Below are 16,947 nucleotides of genomic sequence, written 5' to 3'. Positions count from 1 at the left end.
TCTACACAAAGAGCACCGCATGCACGGGCGGCAGGTGTTCGGCGAGGGTGAGCCAGTCCTCGCCGGCGTTCTCGCTGACCCACACCGAACCTGTGGTAGAGCCGAAGGCCAGGCGCTCGCCGGTGGCGTCCAGATCCAGCGCGTGGCGGTACACCAGGTCGTAGGCCCAGCTCTGCGGCAGACCCCTGTGCAGGGTTTCGAAGGTGCGGCCCCCATCTCGGGTGCGGTTCACCACCACCTTGCCTTCCGCAGGAATACGGCGCTCGTCCTTGATGGCGGGCACGAACCATGCGGTGTCCGGATCCTTCGGATGCACCACCACGGGGAAGCCGAAGACGGAGGGCTTCACGTCCTTGATCTCCGTCCAGCTCATGGCGTCGTCCGTGCTGCGGAAGATGCCGTTGTGGTGTTGGATCCACCAGATATCCGGCGCGGCGGGGCACTGCACCATGCGGTGCGGATCCTGGGATTCCGGTGCCTCCACCAGTTCCGGAGGCGCGTAGTCGGCCCGCATGCCCTTGGTGTGGGCCGTCCAGGTCTTTCCGCAATCCTGCGTGTGCCACACGCCGCCGCTGGAGACGGCCACCACCACGCGGTTCCCATCCCGGGGATCCACGCAGACGGAGTGGATGCCGGGCACATCGGCACCACCCCCGGCCCACTTGCGGCGCTCCGGCATGTTCCAGAGGGCTTCCACCATGGTCCAGGTGGCGCCGCTGTCCTCGCTCCAGAAGAGGCCCCCGGGCAGCGTGCCCGCCCAGAGCAGGCCCGGCTGCGACGCGAGGCCCGGCGTCAGGCACCAGAAGCGCATGAGGCGCCAGGGGATCTCGCGGCCGAGGAAGTCCTTCTCCACATGCCCCTCGGGCGGCGTGGGATAGGCGGGCACGCCGATCTCCTCCCAGGTGGCCCCGCGATCCTTCGAGCGGTGCAGCTTGGCGCCGAAGTGACCGTGGTCCAGGGCCGCGTACCAGGCGCCGTCGCGGGGATCCTGCATGGCCAGGGAGACGTTGTCCCCCAGGAAGGACACCGAGTCGAGGTCCCAGACGCCGCGGGCCGTGCGGTGGGCGGAGAAGAGCCCCTTGCGGGTGGAGACGAGCAGCTGGTCGGACATCATCAACCTCCGGACAGGGCCTGCATGACGTAGATCTCGCTGGCGGCGGACACCGGATCGCTGAGCCCCCGGCGATCGGCGATGGGGGTGCCGTCCACGAAGACGGCCATGTGGAACCTCAGGGCGCCATGCTCGTCCAGCACGTAGCCCCGCAGCTTCGGGTACAGGGCGAAGGCCGCCTCCAGGCTCTCCTGCACGGTGGCGCCCGCCACGGTGCAGGGCGGGCAGGCCACGTGGCGCTGGAGGTTAGTTGTGAATGCGACTCGGGACATGCGGGCCTCAAGGCCCCGCCACTTTCCTCCACCGTCGCCCTACCTGTCAAGACAGACAAACATCAGTCGAAGCGGTCGGGATCGTCCCACCGGTCCAGGTGTTCTTGAGCTTTCTTCTTGGCAGCCTCGAGTTCCGCCTGGGCAGCGAGGAATTCTTCGTCCTCCAGCTTCGTCGGATCAGGGAGGGGATGTCCGGCCAGATCGTGCAGGGGCGCGGCTCGGCGTTCCACCCCGACGATGCGGCTCCAGGCTTTCTTGCGCCGTTCGACCTCTACGATCATGGTCCACCTCCGGCTCAAGCCAAGCATAGGTTCCGGACCCCGCCCTGCCATTGTAAAAAAGCGCAGGGGGATCGCTCCCCCTGCGCTTCCGCTTGGTTTCCCCACTGAAGGGGTTTCCTACTTGACCAGGCCCAGATCCTTCACAGCCTGGCGCTCTTCTTCGAGTTCCTTGGCGGTGGCGTCCATCTTGGCGCGGCTAAAGGCGTTGATCTCCAGGCCCTTCACGATCTCCACCTGGCCGTTCTTCACGGTGACGGGGAAGCCATAGACCAGGCCCTCAGGCACGCCGTAGCTGCCGTCAGAGGGGAAGGCCATGCTGGTCCAGTCGCCCTCGGGGGTGCCCAGCGCCCAGGAACGCATGTGGGCGATTGCGGCGTTGGCGGCGCTGGCGGCGCTGCTGAGCCCGCGGGCCTCGATGATCGCCGCGCCGCGCTTGGCCACGGTGGGGATGAAGGTGGTCTCGTACCAGGCGTGGTCATTCACCAGCTCGTAGGCGTTCTTGCCGTCCACGGTGGCGTGGTAGAGGTCGGGGAACTGGGTGGTGCTGTGGTTGCCCCAGATGGTCATCTTCTGGATGGCGGTGACGGGCTTGCCCGTCTTTTCCGCCAGCTGGGAGATGGCGCGGTTGTGGTCCAGGCGCACCATGGCGTGGAACTGGCTGGGCTTCAGCTTGGGCGCGTTGGAGAGCGCGATCAGGGCGTTGGTGTTGGCAGGGTTGCCCACCACCAGCACCTTCACGTTGCGGCTGGCCACCTCGCTCAGAGCCTCGCCCTGGGGTTTGAAGATGCCGCCATTGGCGTTCAGCAGGTCGCTCCGCTCCATGCCGGCTTTGCGCGGCAGGGCGCCCACCAGCAGGACGTAGTCCGCATCCTTGAAGGCGACCTTGGGATCATCGGAAGTGGTTACGCCGGCCAACAGGGGGAAGGCGCAATCCTTCAGCTCCATCACCACGCCGTTCAACGCCTTCAGGGCAGGTGTGATCTCCAGAAGCTGCAGGATCACCGGCTGGTCTTCACCAAGCATCGCGCCACTGGCAATGCGGAAAAGAATGCTGTATCCGATCTGACCGGCAGCACCGGTGACGGCCACACGAACGGGGGACTTCATGGGGATCCTCCTGGAAGATGGCCCATTCTATACCGTTCGGCTGAACAGAAAACCGACGGGTCAGGAATCCGTGATTTTGATCCCTCTTCCCTTCAGCCCCCTGGAAGGATTCATACTCTTCATGCCAATAGGAAAGTTCCGTTGTTTTTCGTTCGATAAGATGGAATCAGACCTATCCATGCGCACCCTGCTCCGCTTTGCCCGAACCCTCCTGCTGGCCAGCCTCGCGCTGGGGGGCACGGCTGCGGGCATCCCCAACTCTGGGCGCATGGTCTTCCGCGACTATGGCTCCTCCGAAGGCCTGGAGCACACCAGCCTCACCACCATGACTCAGGATGCGGAGGGTTTCTTGTGGGTGGGGACCGAGGGTGGCGCGTACCGCTTCGACGGCACCAGCTTCCGGCTATGGAGCCTGCCGGAGGGCCTGCCTTCCGCCTGGGTACGGGCCTTTGCCCCCAACCCCGACGGCAGCCTCTGGATTGGCACCCGGGCCGGGCTCTGCCTGCTGCGAGATGGCCGGGTCCAGACCTTGGATCCCGGCGACCCCTTGGTCTCGGCCCAGATCCACCAGATCCTCCGGGATGCCGGCGGCCGGGTCTGGGTCGCGACCGAATCCGGCCTGTTCCAGAGTGTCAATGGCGGCCCCCACTTCATTCCCGTCCAGGGTTGGCCCGGCGGCCCAGCCTATGCCCTGGCCCTGGATGGCGATGCGCTTTGGGTGGGGGGCGCCTCGGTCCTCCGCCACCTTGGTGGAGACGGCAGCTGGCGCACCTGGGCGGCCCGCGAAGGGGTGCCGGCAGAACCCGTGAAGGCCCTGCTGATGGCCCCATCCGGCACACTCTGGGTGCGCACGCCCAGTCACCTTCGTGTGCTCTCGTCCAACGGAACGCGCCTGGGCCTTCCGGCCCTGGGACTACCGCCCCTAGGCGTGAGTTTCTATGAGGAATCCCTCAGCCCCGATGGTGAGGGCGGCGTGTTCGTCCCCACAGCCAAAGGACTGATCCATTTCACGGACGGGGCCTGGAGGGTCCTCGACGAGAGCCGAGGCCTGCCCACGGGCTGGGCCAATCAGGCTTTCGTCGACCGCGCCGGTAATCTCTGGGTGGCCAGCCTGGGCCTGCACCGGCTCCAGGGTCGGGGTACCTGGGAGAACTTCACTCGGCAGGATGGCCTTCCGGCAGATAACACCTTGGGCCTGCTCCGGGACCAAGCCGGCGTGCTTTGGATCGCCACGAGCGGTGGCCTCGCACGCCTGGGGGCCAAGGGCCCCGAAGCCTTCCCCCTTGCTGCGGGCATGGTGCTTTGCGCGCTGAAGGAAGGTCCCGACGGCTCCATCTGGGGGGCGGGCGAGCAGACCTTCCTGATCCGCATCAGCCCGGATCGTTCCCGGCTGACCCGCCTCCCGCTGCCCCCTTCCAGAAGGCTGGCGATGCCGGTGGTTCTGGCCTTTGATCGCCAGGGCAATCTATGGGTGGGTACCACCCACGACGGGTTGTGGCAGGTCTCCAATCCCACGGGACACGCCAAGTTCCATCGGGCTGAGCTTCCTGGGATTGCAGCCATCGAAGCCGTCACAGCGCTGCACGAAGATGCCCAGGGCCGCCTGTGGGCCGCCACGCAACTGGGCTTGGCTCGCCTGGACCAGGAAGGCTGGCGCCTCTGGGGCCGGGAGATCGGCCTCCGCCCTGCTCCCCTCGCGGCTCTGGCCGCCCTGCCTGACGGCACTGCCTGGGTGGCCTACCACGAGCCTATGGGCCTCTCGCTCGTGGACCTGCGGGGCGAGGCTCCCAAGGTGGTGCGGCATTGGAACCGCAAGGATGGCCTTGCCAGCGATTCGGTTTACAGCCTCGCAGTGGATTCCGCAGGTCGTCTGTGGGTGGGTGGGCCACAGGGCGTCCAGTGCATGAAGGGCGAGGAGCACCGGCTCTTCCGGCGGGAAGACGGGCTGACCAGCACCGACTGCAACCCCTTCTCCACCTGGGTGGACGCGGATGGCGGCGTCTGGTTCGGATCCACCGCGGGCCTCCTCCACCATCCCCCGGAGCAGGGACTCCAGGCCCGGATCCTTCCAGGAACCCTGTTCATCTCTTTCCGGCTGGGCTCGCGGGTCTGGGAACATCCCTTCGCGGGCCCCTTGGATCTGGGTGCCGTGCCCTCCCGGGACAACACCCTGACGGCCCAATTCACGTCCCTGACGTTCGAGCATGAGGGTCGGCTCCGCTTCCAGTCTCGCCTGACGGGCCTTGAGGAAGGTTGGGTGGACATTCCTTCTCGGGATCTTCGCTACTCAGCCCTGTCACCGGGGCACTACCGCCTGGAGGTCCGCGCCCTCATCGAAGACGGCGGCGCGGGACCGGTGGCCTCGGCGGCCTTCCGAATCCTGCACCCATGGTGGCTGCGCTGGTGGGCCTGGCCCGTCTGGGCCGGTCTGGCCGTTTGTGCTGGGCTGGCCGTCTTCCGCTGGCGGGTCCGCCTCCTGGAAAAGCGCAACGAAGAACTGAAGGTGCTCGTCTACCAGCGCACGGAAGCGCTGGAATTGAGCAACCTGGCGCTCGCGACCATCTCCACCACGGATCCCCTCACGGGCCTGCGAAACCGCCGCTACCTTGAGGATGAACTGCCGCCCGTCCTCGCGCTGGTCCTGCGCGCCCAGCGCGACCACCTGGGCACGGACCACCACTCCAGCGAATCCTGCCTTGTCTTCGCCATGCTCGACCTCGACCACTTCAAGCGCGTGAATGACACCTACAGCCACGCCGCTGGGGATCTGGCCCTGAAGCAGGTGGCGGACATCCTCCGGCGGGAGGCCCGCGAGTCCGACTTTCTCATCCGCTGGGGCGGCGAAGAAATACTCTTCGTGGGCCACACTTCCGATCTCGACGGTGCCGCCACCGTGGTGGCGCGCCTCCATCAGGCTCTGCGGGAACACGTCTTCGACCTGGGCCTGCCGCAACCCGTGACCATAACCTGCTCCATCGGCTTCTCGCTCTTCCCCTTCCAGGCAGACCACCTGGAGGCCGCCTCCTGGGAGGACCAGGTGCGCGTGGCGGATCGCTGCCTCTACGCCGCCAAGCGCTCCGGCCGCGACGGATGGGTGGGCGTGGCGGCCCGGCCAGGCCAGCCGGCCGGCCTGGCCAAGCGCTTCGACCAAGGCCCCGCCCTCTGCGCCCAGGCAGGCACCGTGGAGCTACGCCATAGCCCCCGGGAAGGGGACCTGGTCTGGCACTGAGGCGCCGCTAGAAGGCTTTCGCCTCCATCTCCTTCACCATCTGCTCGCCGCCGAGCTGGCGCATCTGGTTCAGGATCCACGCCTGGCGGCCCCGGATGTAGTAGCTGGGGGCGTTCGCGCGAAACTTGCGGGGGTTGGGCAGTACGGCCGCCAGCAGGGCGGCCTCGGCCGGCGTCAGGCGCTTGGCGGGCTTCCCGAAGTAGGTGCGGGCAGCTGCTTCGGCGCCATAGACGCCGTCCCCGAACTCCACGATGTTCAGGTAGACCTCCAGGATCCGCTTCTTGGACCAACCCACCTCGATCATCAGCGTGAACCAGGCCTCCGCCCCCTTCCGCGCCCAGGAGCGGGTGTTCCAGAGGAAGAGGTTCTTGGCGGTCTGCTGGGACACCGTGGAGGCGCCACGCTTCTTGCGGCTGTGCTCGTTGTGCTGGATGGCCTTCTCGATGGCGTCCCAGTCGAAGCCGAAGTGGTCCGGGAAGTTCTGGTCCTCGGCGGCAATCACCGCCGCGCCCAGGCTGGGCGAGATGTCCTCCAATGGCACCCAGGTGTGGTGCGAGGTGTAGCGCTTGTCGCTGGACCAGGATTCCACCCGGCGTTGCACCATGAGGGCCGATACCGGCACCGGCACCCAGCGGAACACCAGCACCAGTGCCAGGCTGAGCCCCAGGAACAGGCCCACCATCCAACTCAGGACCACCAGGATCCGTCTACCCCAACCACGCTTCTTCTTTGCCATCCCTCCAGGATGCCAGCCCCGCCGCCCTGTGGCATCCTCGCAGGCGGAGGACGGCATGAGCGAAGCCCTGACGGGACCCGAACTGGTGGCGCTGGTGCAGCGGGTGTTCCAGCCCCGGCCGGAGGAGACGGCCCTGGCGATCCTGGTGGATCTGCCGGACGTCAAGGTGCCTGACGACCCCAACTGGGCCGCCCGCCGCGCCATCGCCCAGGCCTGGGCCGATGAGCTGAACGCCCACCAAGGGGAGCTGGGCCTGGCGACCCGCCTGGTGATCTACCCCAACGTCCACACCAACAACGGGGATCTGCCCGAGCGCGCCTGGATCCACGCCGGCGGCCCCCTGCCCTCCGCCGACTCGCTGGATCCCGCAGCCTCCGTGAGCTTCGCCAACCTGTACGCCAGTCACCCCATCCTCATCGCCCTCACGAAGTTCTCGGCCACGGCGCCCCTCAAGCTGGCCGCCAAGACCCACCCCATCCGCGCCGCCACCATGCCCGGCTTCCGCGAGGACATGATCCCCGCCCTGCGCCTGGACTACACTGAGGTGAACCGCCGCGTGAACCTCCTGAAGGACCTGCTGGACCGGGCCGAGAGCGCGGCCTTCCGGTTCGGCACCCCCGCAGGCCCCTGCGACCTGCATGTGGACCTGCGCCACCGCACGGGCCACGCCTCTGGCGGCCTGCTGCCCCAACCCGGCGTGGCGGGCAACCTGCCCTCCGGCGAGGCCTACATCGTGCCCTACGAGGGCGAGCTGCCGGGCGATCCCAGCCGCACCGCAGGCATCATGCCCGTGCAGTTCGGCGCCGAGACTGTGCGCTATCGCATCCAAAACAATAAGGCGCTGGGCGTGATCAGCGAAGGCCCCAAGTCGCGTGAAGAAGCAGCACTTCTGACCAGGGAACCCGCCTACGGCAACCTCGCCGAGTTGGGTCTGGGCGTGCTGTCCGCCTTCGGCATCAAGCCTATCGGCGAGATCCTCCTCGACGAGAAGCTGGGCCTCCACCTCGCCTTCGGCCGCAGCGACCATTTCGGCGGCCAAGTGGGACCGAAAGATTTCAGTGGCCCCGAAGCTGTCATCCACATTGACCGCGTCTACGTCCCCGAGACCCAGCCCGAGGTGAAGGTGATGGCCGTAGACCTCACCATGGCCGACGGGGCGACCGTGCCGCTCATGCGGGACGGGGTCTACACTGTGGGATTCTGATCCCAGTGGATCTTAAATCTCGAAACAAGAAACTGATTTACCACCAAGACACCAAGGCACCAAGAAAAGCGAAAAGAAATGCTTCTGCAGTTCCTGGTGTCTTGGTGCCTTGGTGGTGATCTTTAGCTTTTTGTGCCTACCCCAGCCTCAGTCGGAGGCGCCTCGGCGCAGCGGCGGCACAGGCAAACCAGGTTTCGCAGGTGCTCCGGGATCAGGGCCAGCGAGGCCGGATTGAAGGTGACGGTGGTGCACCAGCAAGGCACATCCGTGCGACCGCAGGCGGAGGGCACGCACCCGTTCGGCCCGCCGCAGAGTGGGCAGGCCTGTCTCTGGGCGGCGGTCAGGCTCTGGTAGTCGATGGGCATGGGAAACCTGAGGGGATCAGAGGCCGCGCCGTCACGGGCGGATGGTGGCGATGGTGGCCTGCATGAGCGCGACCACCTTGGGGACGGACTCAGTCCCGGAGAAGGCCTGGACCTCGCCCGTGCAGACCGTGAGGGAGCGGCCCGCGTTCTGGACCCGTCCGATGGCCAGGAAGCGGTCGCCGAGGGCAGGCCGCAGCAGGTTGATCTTGAACTCGGCGGTGACGACCTCGCAGCCCGGCGGCGCCATCGTCAGGGCCGCGTACCCGCAGGCGCTGTCGAGGATGCTCGTGATGGCGCCCGCATGCATATACCCGTGCTGCTGTGACAGCCGCTCCGAGAAGGGCAGTGCGATGTGGACTTCCCCCTCCGCCACCAGGGCCAGCTCCGCCCCGAGGGTCGCCATCAGGCCCTGGGCCTGGAAGCTGGTGGTGATGCGCTCTTGGAGGCGATTCATCGGCATGGGCGTGACCATTCACTGGCGCAGAATCTTGTCCATGGATTTGCCCTTGGCGAGTTCATCCATGAGCTTGTCGAGGTATCTAATCTTCTGCGTGATGGGATCTTGAATGTCCTCGACGCGAATGCCACAAACGACGCCTTTGATTTGAGAACTGTTTGGGTGGATCGCCGGCGCCAGGTCAAAGAAGCTCTGGAAATCGATGTTGACCACCGTGTGGTGCCGGAGCTGATCGCGACTGTAGCCCGTCAACCAGCAGATGATGGTGTCCACCTCCTCCCGCGTCCGATGCTTGCGCTCGGCCTTTTGCACGTACAGCGGATAGACGGTCGTGAAAAGCAGCTTGGAGATGTCGCGTGTGGTCATGGTGATGTCTCTTGGCTTGATTGTTCAGGGATGCCTGGCGAATGAAGCAATCCGCCCGTACCTGCATCGAGGCGATGAACGGAGCCGGGATAGCGAAATGCTGAGAGTAAAGAGAGAGCAGAAGGCGATGCAGGCGGGGTCCGAGTTGAACGGAGGGCTAGGCTCGTAGATGGCATCCCATTAATATGCCTCTTCGGTGGTAGCAAGTTTTTTAAGATAATAATTAGTTAATGCTTCTTTAGATGCGACCGAGTAAAGTTCGCTGAACCGATGGAGCAATTCGCTGCGCTCAGAAGAGAAAATGGGGGACAGTTCGCCAAGTTTGCCCCGAGCGATATGGAAAACCTGGATAGTGCGGCTATCCGTGACCATGAAGAAGTCACACTGTGTCCACAAGCAATAGCTTTTGGCCTGATTGTGCGCAGATAAAAGTTCGCGTTGCCTTGAAAGGCGACCTTCTCGTTTTGCCTCAACGGTGAGTATAGGTTGGTTCAGAAGGTCACTGTTTGATACATTAAATAATGCAAAATCAATCACAAGTGTTGTATCTCTTGACCCATGAGCAGCCGGTATAGGCATTCCGTCGTAGCGATCGTCATCTGTGTAGCCAAGGCGATGCAGGAGAGGAACAATAAACTTTATCTCCACTTCCTTTTCGGTACGGAGATCCATTTGGGCAATCTTGTCGAACCAGCCATCAGCATTCCATGTGGGCAAAGTGGGTGATGGCGTGGTTTCAACAGGAGTTTCACACGACAAGTAGATCCAGGTGTCGATGCTAATGTCCCAACTTTCGCCGAAGCGAACTATCGGTGGATTCATGCAGAGCCCCTCCGACGAAAGCAGTCGTGTGATTTCTGCGGTGTTGTTGTCTGAGCGCTTGATGTGCCCAAATTTGGCAAGCAATGACTTGAGGCGCATTCGCTTGGCGCCCCTGGTCGATTCCTCAACATCCAATCGGATGGATTTAGCAATCTGAGTGAAATCGCTGTTGGTCGTCATTACTTTTCCTGGTTGACCGGTAGGAGCTTAACTACCTTTAGACGCATATGAACGAAGAAGACGGTAATGGGACCACTTTCCCACCACCGTCCTTCCTCGTCCATCAGCAGCTTGCACTGTCTTTTCTTGGCACCTTGGTGTCTTGGTGTCTTGGCGGTGATCTTTTTATCAGTGCGAGCGGCTCACCGCTTCGGATAAGCCGGAATCGCCGGGAACGCAGGCGTGGGGTTCTCGTGCAGCTGTTTCAGCAGGGTCTCGATGCCCACATCGAGCTGACGGTCGTGGCCCTGCATGAGGCTAGCGGGGTCGTTCTCCACGGTGAGGTCGGGGTCGGCGCCGTGGTTCTCCACCCACCACTTGCCTTCGCGGCCGTAGAAGCCGTTGTTGCTCTGCTCGACGCGGCCACCGTCCAGGGTGAACTGCGTGTTGATGATGCCCACCAGGCCGCCCCAGCTGGGCACGCCCACGATGGTACCGAGGTTCCGCGCCTTCACGTGCATGAGGAAGGCCTCGCCGTCGCTGCCGTTCTGCTCGTTGGTGAGGAAGACGTAACGGCCGTCGCTGGCGGTGCCGGGGTAGCGGAAGGGACCCATGCCGCGCAGCACGTTGAAGCCCACCTGCTTGCGCTCCAGCTTGTCGATCATGAAGAACTCGGTCCAGCCACCGCCGTTGCCGCGCACGTCCACCACGATGCCCTTCTTGTAGCGGAAGGCGCGCCAGTACTTGTCGAACTGGCCGATGTTCTGGTCGCCCATGGCCGTGAGGTGCATGTAGCCCAGCTCGCCGTGGGAGGCCTTGTCCACGGCGGCGATGTTGCCCGCCACCCAGTGCTCGTAGCGCAGGGGCCCATCATTGGGAACGGGTTCAACCTCGACGGTGTGGGCGCCATCCAGAGTGGGCTTCGCGTTCACCGTCAGCGTGACCTTCTGGCCCTTGATGACCTGGAGGCGAGACTCGATGGCCTCCGGGGCCTTGAGAGGCTTGCCGTCGATGGCCAGCAGGTACTCGCCCTCCCTCACCTTGGGCGCCGGGTCGGCCAGGGGCGCCTTGAGGTCACGGGCATAGGCCGTGGGCCCATAGACCTTGGCGAAGCGGTAGACGCCGTTCTCGGCCTTGAAATCGGCGCCGAGGAACCCCGTGTGGATCGGGCTGGGCGCCAGCTTGGCCGGCCCCAGGTCACCGCCGGACACATAGGTGTGGCTCACGCACAGCTCGCCCACCATCTGGCTCAGCAGCCAGTTCAGTTCCTGGCGGGAGTTCAATTCGGGGAGCCAGGCGCGGTACTTGGCGCCGATGGCGGTCCAGTCATTGCCGTTCATGTTCACGTCGTAGAAGAAGTCCCGGTACCAGCGCCAGGTGTCCTCGAAGATCTGCTTCCACTCGGCCCGGGGGTCGGCGGTCATGCTCATGCGTTCCAGGTCCAGCTTCTCGGGCAATGCCTTGGACGTGAACACCGCCGCGGCCTCACCCACGTGGAAGTTCGGCCCCTTGCGAAGGAGCAGGCGCTTGCCTTCGGTGTCGAAGGCCCAGTCGCTGATGGCGTCGGTCAGCACCACCTCCTTGTCCTTCTTGGCGGTGGCGTCGTAGAGGTGCAGTTTCCACTTGTCGACGCCCCGGGGCGCGTAGAACTCCTCCACCACGTGATCGTCCCAGGCTTCGGCCTCATCCCAGCCCACGAGGCCGCGACCGGCCTTGAGGTGGAAGAGGTTGCCGGGCTTCACCGGCAGGGGGGCGATGCGGTCGGAGAGGCCCGCCACATCGATGCGGAAGGCCGAGGCGGACGCGAGGGATGATGCGGCCGACACCTTGTCTTCACCGGCCCGCAGCTTCACGGCCATGACCTGCACCGGCGCAGACTGGATGTGGTTGTCCTGGCTGGGGTCGAGCCTCGTGTGGAAGTTGCTGTAGCTCAGGAAATAGAGGGTGCTGCCGTCCTGGTCGAACGTGGGGTTCACACAGTCGTAGAACCCGTCCGTGAGAGCCACCTTCTGCTTCGTGGCCAGATTGAAGAGGACGATGCGGCCGTTGCGGCTAGGCTCTACCACCGAGTAGGCCACCCACTGGGAGTCCGGCGCCCAGGTGTAGTCGCTCACCTCCCAGGTGAACTGGTCGTTCTTCAGGTCGTGGAACTCGTCCACCTTGGTGAGCCTCTTCGTGGCCACGTCCATGACGTAGATGGCGAAGCTCTTGTCGCCGAAGAGGATCCTCGTGCCGTCCGGGCTCCACTCCAGGTGGTAGAGGGCGGTCTTGAGGCCCGTGGGGATGCGCTCCGCCGCGCCACCCTCCGCGGGCTGCACATAGAGGTCGTAGTCGCCGCTGGCATCGCTGAAGTAGGCCACGCGCTTGCCGTCCGGCGACAGGCGCGGGAAGCGCTCGCGCACGCCCGGCGTCTGCGTGAGGTTCTTCGCGGGCTTCGTCGCGTCCGTGGGCAGGAGGAAGACTTCACCCCGGGCCTCGAAGACGGCGGTGCCGCCAGTCAGGCTCATGGCCTGGATCCACTCTTTGGGATTCACGGGATGGGGCGCCACCTTCCAACCGTCGCTGGCGGTGGTGACGGGGACGGGATGAACAGCTTTCGTGGCCAGATCGAGGGCCTGGAGGTGGCCGCCCTGTATGAAGACGACCGTGTGGCCGTCCGTGCTGGGCTGCTGCACGTCGAAGTCCTTGAGGTCCGTGAGCTGCTCGACGGCCTTGGTGGCGGGATCGACCGCATAGAGATTGGTGATGCCGTTGGCGCCGCGGTCGGACTCGAAGAGCACCTTGCCGTTCGCCCAGATGGGGGCGCCGTTGCGGCCCACATAGTCCGTCAGCTTTGTGAAGCTGCCGGCCTTCAGATCCGCCAGCCAGAGGTCCTGGTGCAGGCCTCCCTTGTAGCGTTTCCAGTAGTACTCGACATGCCCCTTGGAGCTGTAGGCCAGGCGCTGGCCATCCGGCGAGAGGGTGCCCTGGACGGCGCGCGGAACCGCGAGGGCCGCGGGTTCGTGGCCTTCCAGATCGACGGTGAAGAGCCGTTCGATAGGGCGGCGGTCGTACCCACCAAGGGCTTTGACCACCACCTGGAGGCTGTCCGGCGTCCAGCCCTGCACGGCGGCATACCCGCTCCAGGTGAGGCGCTTGGGCGTGCCGCCCTCGGCGGGCATGACATAGGCCTCGGTGGCCCCGTCGTACTGGGCGGTGAAGGCGATCCACTTGCCATCAGGGCTGAAGCGGGCCGCGGTCTCCAGACCGGGATGCGTCGTCAGGCGACGGGCCTCGCCACCCTTGAGGGAACCCAGCCAGAGGTCGCTTTCCCAGGTGAACACCACGCGGTCTCCGCGCACATCCGGCGAGCTGACGAAACGGGGGGCGCGGTCCTGGGCCACCAGGGCGCAGGCCACGAGAAGCACAGCGGAAGCACGGAAGCGCGGCATCAAAGACTCCGGTGAAGGGTGGACTACTATACATCGCTTAACGATGAAGGCGCGAGCCCTGCCTGCGCCGCCCCCAAAATCGCCTTGTGGCACCAGGAAATCGATGCTAGTTTGACCTTCCAACAGGCTTCTCATGTCCCACGCCGGTTCCACCCTCATTATCGCCGCCATCGCGATCATTCCGTCGCGCGAGGGGGCATAGGCCGGATCCGATTCACGATTCCAAGCCCCCCGCACCGCAAGGTCGGGGGGTTTTTTCTTTATCCCGGAGCACCCATGAGCCCAGATATGGTCCAGCCCCCGCAGGATCTCCTTGAGCGCATCCTCACGGCCCTGGTCTATGACGTGGCCATCGAGTCGCCCCTGGAGGCGGCACCGCGCCTATCCAGCCGCCTGGGCTGCCCCGTGTGGCTGAAGCGAGAGGACCTCCAGCCAGTGTTCTCCTTCAAGCTGCGGGGAGCCTACAACAAGATCGCCCAGCTCGACCCGGCCCAGCGGGCCCAAGGTGTCATCGCCGCCTCAGCCGGCAACCACGCGCAGGGCGTGGCATTGGCGGCCCGTAAGCTGGGCTGCGACGCGGTGATCGTGATGCCCGTGACGACGCCCCGCATCAAGGTGGACGCCGTGCGCCGCCTGGGGGGGCGGGTGGTCCTCCACGGGGATTCCTTCGAGGAGGCCTACGCCCACTCCCAGGCCCTCATGGCCGCCGAGGGCAAGATCTACATCCACCCCTACGACGATCCCGAGGTGATCGCGGGCCAGGGGACCATCGGCCTGGAGCTGCTGCGCCAGATGCCCCGGGGGCTGCAGGCGGTCTTCGTCCCAGTGGGCGGTGGGGGCCTCATCGCGGGCATCGCCGCCTACCTCAAGCGCCTCCGGCCCCAGATCAAGATCATCGGCGTGGAGCCGGTGGACGCTGACGCCATGACCCGCTCCCTGGCGGCCGGCCATCGGGTGCGGCTGGAGCGGGTGGGTCTCTTCGCGGACGGGGTGGCCGTCAGCCAGGTGGGCGCCCTGCCCTTCGAGCTCTGCCGGCAGTACGTGGACGAGATGGTGCTGGTGAACACGGACGAGATCTGTGCCGCCATCAAGGATGTCTTCGAGGAGACCCGCTCCATTCTGGAACCCGCGGGTGCCCTGGCGCTGGCGGGGCTCAAGGCCTGGGCGGCCCGCCAGGGCGCCGACCCGGCCGCAGGCAACCTCGTGGCCATCCTCTCCGGGGCCAACGCCAACTTCGACAACCTCCGCTTCGTGGCGGAGCAGGCGGAGCTGGGCGAGAAGCGCGAGGCCATCCTCGCCGTCACCATCCCCGAGCGGCCGGGCAGCTTCAAGGCCTTCTGCGAACTCATCGGCCACCGGGCCATCACCGAGTTCAACTACCGACTCGCGGACCCGGAACGGGCCCACATCTTCGTGGGCCTGCAGATGTCAGACCGCTCAGAGCTCGAGCCCCTGCTGGCGCGCCTGCGGGCTGAGGGGCTGGAGGCCCAGGACCTGAGCGACAACGACATGGCCAAGCTCCACGTCCGCCACCTGGTGGGCGGACGAGCTCCTTCGGTGACCCATGAGCGCGTCTATCGCTTCGAATTCCCCGAGCGCCCCGGCGCCCTGCTCCGCTTTCTGGAGCACATGAGCCGTGGCTGGAACATCTCGCTCTTCCACTACCGCAACCACGGCGCCGACTACGGCCGCGTCCTGGCCGGAATTCAGGTACCGCCCGAGGACACGCCTGCCTTCCAGGCCTTCCTGGACGGGCTGGGCTACCGGTTCGTGGATGAGGGCGACAACCCAGCGTACCGGCTGTTCCTGGGCTAGAACAGCTTCCCCACCAGCGCCGCCAGGGCGGTCTCGGTGCGGAGGATGCGGGGGCCGAGGTCCAGGGGATGCAGGCCGGCCTTCAGCAGGCTCTGGACCTCAGCCTCCACCCAGCCGCCCTCGGGGCCGATGGCGAGGGTGACCGGGGCCGCCAGCACCTTCGGCGCCACCGCGCCCGTGCCGGGATGGGCCATGAGGCCCGTGCCGCCCGCCAGCAGGCCCGGCAGCTCATCCTCCACAAAGGGGCGGAAGAGCCGCGCCAGGCGCAGGTCCGGCAGGACCGTGTCCTTGGCCTGCTCCAGGCCCAGGAGCAGCTGCTCGCGGAGGTTTTCGGGCCGCATCTTCGGGCTGGCCCAGTAGGCCTTCTCCACCTTCCAGGCGTTCAGCAGGACGATACGGGCCACGCCCAGGCTGGCGGCGGCCGCCACCACCCGGTTCAGCACCTTGGGGCGCGGCACGGCGATGAGCAGCGTCAACGGCAGCTTGGGCGGAGGCGCCTGATCCAGGGTCAGCTCCAGGTCCAGGGCCTCGTCGTCCAGGCGCAGCACCCGGCCCCGGCCCATCTTCCCGCCCAGCAGGCCCACGGCCAGCTCGTCGTCCACCGCGGCGCGATGCACCTCGCGGACGTGGGCCAGGCGTCGGCCCGTGAGGCGAGCCCGATCCGGAGCCGTCAGATCCTCCGGCAGCAGCAGTACCAGGTTCAAGTCAGGTCCCGCGCCAGGATCAGGTCGCGATCGACCTGGTCCCCGATCTGGAAGACGTGGTCGCCCACCTCGCGGAAGCCGGTCCGGGCATAGAAAGCCAGGGCCTTGAGGTTGTTCTCCCACACGCCCAGCCAGAGGACATCCGCCCCCCAGGCCCGGGCCATCTCCACCGCCTCCGCCATCAGGGCCGCGCCCCGGCCCCCGCCCTGGGCCGCGCGCAGCACGTAGATGCGCTGCAGCTCGACCGGTTTCTCGCCGGGAACACCAGGCTCCCGATGGCCCAGGCGCAACTGGAGGAAGCCCGCGGGTACGCCATCCACCTCCAGGATCCGCGCGGGCCGGGAGGGATCCGCCAGTTCCGCGCGCTGGATGGCCTCGCCATAGGCAGTCGCCAGGAAAGCCTCCAGGTCCGGACCGGAGATGTGCGGCTCGAAGGTCTCGCGGAAGGTGCGGGCGCCGAGATCCGCGAGGATGGCGGCATCTTCGGACGTGGCAGGACGGATGGTGAAGGCGGGCATGGGCGTTACTTTCGTTTGGGATTGGAACGTACTTTCGATTTGGCGCGGGCGGCCACGGCGATGGCCTTGGCCATCCAGACTGCGAGCTGGTCCGGGTCCTCCAGCACCTCGGCGGGTAGCTCGTAGTACCCCATCGGCTTGGCAGGATCACCGAAAGGCAGAAAGGGACCCATGCCGGCGGCCTCGAAATCGGGCCGGTTTGTGTCATCCACCTTGAAGTAGAGCGTGTCTTCCGCCGCCAGGGCGAAGGCGCGGCCTTCGGCGAAGAAGCAGAGACCGCCGAACATGGGCCGGGAGCTCACAGGGCGGATCTGCCCCATCTGCTCCTGGAGGTATGTGCGCAAGCTCACGGAAACGGCCATGGCGCCAT

At 65.8% G+C, this 16,947-nt stretch carries 16 protein-coding genes; 3 read left to right on the top strand and 13 right to left on the bottom strand.

Annotated features, from left to right (window positions below; all coding sequences use genetic code 11):
- Window position 1: 1 nt before the first annotated feature.
- The 4 genes from NOV74_RS02110 to NOV74_RS02095 all read right to left on the bottom strand — a co-directional run bounded on the left by NOV74_RS02110 (window position 2) and on the right by NOV74_RS02095 (window position 2,771).
- Window positions 2–1,111, bottom strand: a complete 1,110-nt coding sequence (locus NOV74_RS02110) for a sialidase family protein (protein ID WP_257308829.1) — start codon at window positions 1,109–1,111, stop codon at window positions 2–4.
- A gap of 2 nt (window positions 1,112–1,113) precedes the next feature.
- On the bottom strand, window positions 1,114–1,383 hold the full coding sequence (locus NOV74_RS02105; RefSeq protein WP_257303889.1) for a MoaD/ThiS family protein: 270 nt from the start codon (window positions 1,381–1,383) through the stop codon (window positions 1,114–1,116).
- Between the two features lie 62 nt (window positions 1,384–1,445).
- Window positions 1,446–1,664 (bottom strand): hypothetical protein, encoded by a 219-nt coding sequence (locus NOV74_RS02100; protein WP_257308827.1) that lies wholly within the window; start codon window positions 1,662–1,664, stop codon window positions 1,446–1,448.
- Between the two features lie 117 nt (window positions 1,665–1,781).
- Window positions 1,782–2,771: a malate dehydrogenase gene (locus tag NOV74_RS02095; protein WP_257308825.1), complete on the bottom strand. Its 990-nt coding sequence runs from the start codon at window positions 2,769–2,771 to the stop codon at window positions 1,782–1,784.
- Window positions 2,772–2,949: 178 nt separating this feature from the next.
- On the opposite strand from NOV74_RS02095, the gene NOV74_RS02090 reads away from it, so the two are divergent.
- Window positions 2,950–6,000, top strand: a complete 3,051-nt coding sequence (locus tag NOV74_RS02090; protein WP_257308824.1) for a ligand-binding sensor domain-containing diguanylate cyclase — start codon at window positions 2,950–2,952, stop codon at window positions 5,998–6,000.
- Between the two features lie 7 nt (window positions 6,001–6,007).
- Here the strand turns inward: NOV74_RS02090 and mtgA are convergent, their stop codons facing one another.
- The gene (gene mtgA / locus NOV74_RS02085; protein WP_257308822.1) at window positions 6,008–6,736 is read right to left on the bottom strand and encodes a monofunctional biosynthetic peptidoglycan transglycosylase; all 729 of its coding nucleotides are present in this window, start codon (window positions 6,734–6,736) and stop codon (window positions 6,008–6,010) included.
- A 55-nt stretch (window positions 6,737–6,791) separates the two neighbouring features.
- Here mtgA and NOV74_RS02080 point away from each other — a divergent pair, with 55 nt between their 5' ends.
- Window positions 6,792–7,940 carry a M29 family metallopeptidase gene (locus tag NOV74_RS02080; RefSeq protein WP_257308821.1) on the top strand — a complete coding sequence of 383 codons (1,149 nt, stop codon included), beginning with the start codon at window positions 6,792–6,794 and terminating at the stop codon, window positions 7,938–7,940.
- Window positions 7,941–8,062: 122 nt separating this feature from the next.
- On the opposite strand, the gene NOV74_RS15425 is transcribed toward NOV74_RS02080, so the two are convergent.
- The 5 genes from NOV74_RS15425 to NOV74_RS02060 all read right to left on the bottom strand — a co-directional run bounded on the left by NOV74_RS15425 (window position 8,063) and on the right by NOV74_RS02060 (window position 13,540).
- Window positions 8,063–8,305, bottom strand: a complete 243-nt coding sequence (locus NOV74_RS15425; RefSeq protein ID WP_371748403.1) for a cysteine-rich CWC family protein — start codon at window positions 8,303–8,305, stop codon at window positions 8,063–8,065.
- A gap of 31 nt (window positions 8,306–8,336) precedes the next feature.
- Window positions 8,337–8,759: a PaaI family thioesterase gene (locus NOV74_RS02075; protein ID WP_371748416.1), complete on the bottom strand. Its 423-nt coding sequence runs from the start codon at window positions 8,757–8,759 to the stop codon at window positions 8,337–8,339.
- Between the two features lie 18 nt (window positions 8,760–8,777).
- The gene (locus NOV74_RS02070) at window positions 8,778–9,128 is read right to left on the bottom strand and encodes a DUF2200 domain-containing protein (protein ID WP_257308817.1); all 351 of its coding nucleotides are present in this window, start codon (window positions 9,126–9,128) and stop codon (window positions 8,778–8,780) included.
- 180 nt (window positions 9,129–9,308) lie between these two features.
- A complete protein-coding gene (locus NOV74_RS02065; RefSeq protein ID WP_257308815.1) occupies window positions 9,309–10,130 on the bottom strand; it encodes a type I restriction enzyme HsdR N-terminal domain-containing protein in 822 nt (273 codons plus the stop codon).
- A gap of 182 nt (window positions 10,131–10,312) precedes the next feature.
- Window positions 10,313–13,540, bottom strand: a complete 3,228-nt coding sequence (locus NOV74_RS02060; RefSeq protein ID WP_257308813.1) for a S41 family peptidase — start codon at window positions 13,538–13,540, stop codon at window positions 10,313–10,315.
- Between the two features lie 276 nt (window positions 13,541–13,816).
- On the opposite strand from NOV74_RS02060, the gene ilvA reads away from it, so the two are divergent.
- Window positions 13,817–15,355, top strand: coding sequence for a threonine ammonia-lyase, biosynthetic (gene ilvA / locus NOV74_RS02055; RefSeq protein ID WP_257308812.1), 1,539 nt, complete (start codon window positions 13,817–13,819; stop codon window positions 15,353–15,355).
- Here ilvA and NOV74_RS02050 read toward each other — a convergent pair.
- From NOV74_RS02050 to NOV74_RS02040, 3 genes are read right to left on the bottom strand one after another with little or no spacing between them, the layout of a single operon-like run.
- Complete coding sequence (locus NOV74_RS02050) at window positions 15,352–16,059, bottom strand: 16S rRNA (uracil(1498)-N(3))-methyltransferase (RefSeq protein WP_257308811.1); 708 nt, start codon at window positions 16,057–16,059, stop codon at window positions 15,352–15,354. The two genes, ilvA and NOV74_RS02050, sit on opposite strands and share 4 nt — an antisense overlap.
- The gene (locus NOV74_RS02045; RefSeq protein WP_257308810.1) at window positions 16,056–16,577 is read right to left on the bottom strand and encodes a GNAT family N-acetyltransferase; all 522 of its coding nucleotides are present in this window, start codon (window positions 16,575–16,577) and stop codon (window positions 16,056–16,058) included. The genes NOV74_RS02050 and NOV74_RS02045 overlap by 4 nt, the downstream gene beginning before the upstream one ends.
- Before the next feature lie 5 nt (window positions 16,578–16,582).
- Entirely contained in the window at window positions 16,583–16,939 is a 357-nt protein-coding gene (locus tag NOV74_RS02040) for a TfoX/Sxy family protein (RefSeq protein ID WP_257308809.1), read from the bottom strand.
- Window positions 16,940–16,947 lie beyond the last annotated feature (8 nt).

The sequence above is a fragment of the Geothrix fuzhouensis genome (genome assembly GCF_024609325.1).
In the GTDB taxonomy this organism is placed as follows: Bacteria; Acidobacteriota; Holophagae; order Holophagales; family Holophagaceae; genus Geothrix; species Geothrix fuzhouensis.
Note: the sequence above shows the minus strand (reverse complement) of the source record. Positions and strands in the feature narration are given on the sequence as shown.

Excerpts from the sequence above, each read along its gene's own strand:
- NOV74_RS02110 (WP_257308829.1), bottom strand. The coding sequence starts at position 1,111 with ATGTCCGACCAGCTGCTCGTCTCCACCCGCAAGGGGCTCTTCTCCGCC.
- NOV74_RS02105 (WP_257303889.1), bottom strand. The coding sequence starts at position 1,383 with ATGTCCCGAGTCGCATTCACAACTAACCTCCAGCGCCACGTGGCCTGC.
- NOV74_RS02100 (WP_257308827.1), bottom strand. The coding sequence starts at position 1,664 with ATGATCGTAGAGGTCGAACGGCGCAAGAAAGCCTGGAGCCGCATCGTC.
- NOV74_RS02095 (WP_257308825.1), bottom strand. The coding sequence starts at position 2,771 with ATGAAGTCCCCCGTTCGTGTGGCCGTCACCGGTGCTGCCGGTCAGATC.
- NOV74_RS02090 (WP_257308824.1), top strand. The coding sequence starts at position 2,950 with ATGCGCACCCTGCTCCGCTTTGCCCGAACCCTCCTGCTGGCCAGCCTC.
- mtgA (WP_257308822.1), bottom strand. The coding sequence starts at position 6,736 with ATGGCAAAGAAGAAGCGTGGTTGGGGTAGACGGATCCTGGTGGTCCTG.
- NOV74_RS02080 (WP_257308821.1), top strand. The coding sequence starts at position 6,792 with ATGAGCGAAGCCCTGACGGGACCCGAACTGGTGGCGCTGGTGCAGCGG.
- NOV74_RS15425 (WP_371748403.1), bottom strand. The coding sequence starts at position 8,305 with ATGCCCATCGACTACCAGAGCCTGACCGCCGCCCAGAGACAGGCCTGC.
- NOV74_RS02075 (WP_371748416.1), bottom strand. The coding sequence starts at position 8,759 with ATGAATCGCCTCCAAGAGCGCATCACCACCAGCTTCCAGGCCCAGGGC.
- NOV74_RS02070 (WP_257308817.1), bottom strand. The coding sequence starts at position 9,128 with ATGACCACACGCGACATCTCCAAGCTGCTTTTCACGACCGTCTATCCG.
- NOV74_RS02065 (WP_257308815.1), bottom strand. The coding sequence starts at position 10,130 with ATGACGACCAACAGCGATTTCACTCAGATTGCTAAATCCATCCGATTG.
- NOV74_RS02060 (WP_257308813.1), bottom strand. The coding sequence starts at position 13,540 with ATGCCGCGCTTCCGTGCTTCCGCTGTGCTTCTCGTGGCCTGCGCCCTG.
- ilvA (WP_257308812.1), top strand. The coding sequence starts at position 13,817 with ATGAGCCCAGATATGGTCCAGCCCCCGCAGGATCTCCTTGAGCGCATC.
- NOV74_RS02045 (WP_257308810.1), bottom strand. The coding sequence starts at position 16,577 with ATGCCCGCCTTCACCATCCGTCCTGCCACGTCCGAAGATGCCGCCATC.
- NOV74_RS02040 (WP_257308809.1), bottom strand. The coding sequence starts at position 16,939 with ATGGCCGTTTCCGTGAGCTTGCGCACATACCTCCAGGAGCAGATGGGG.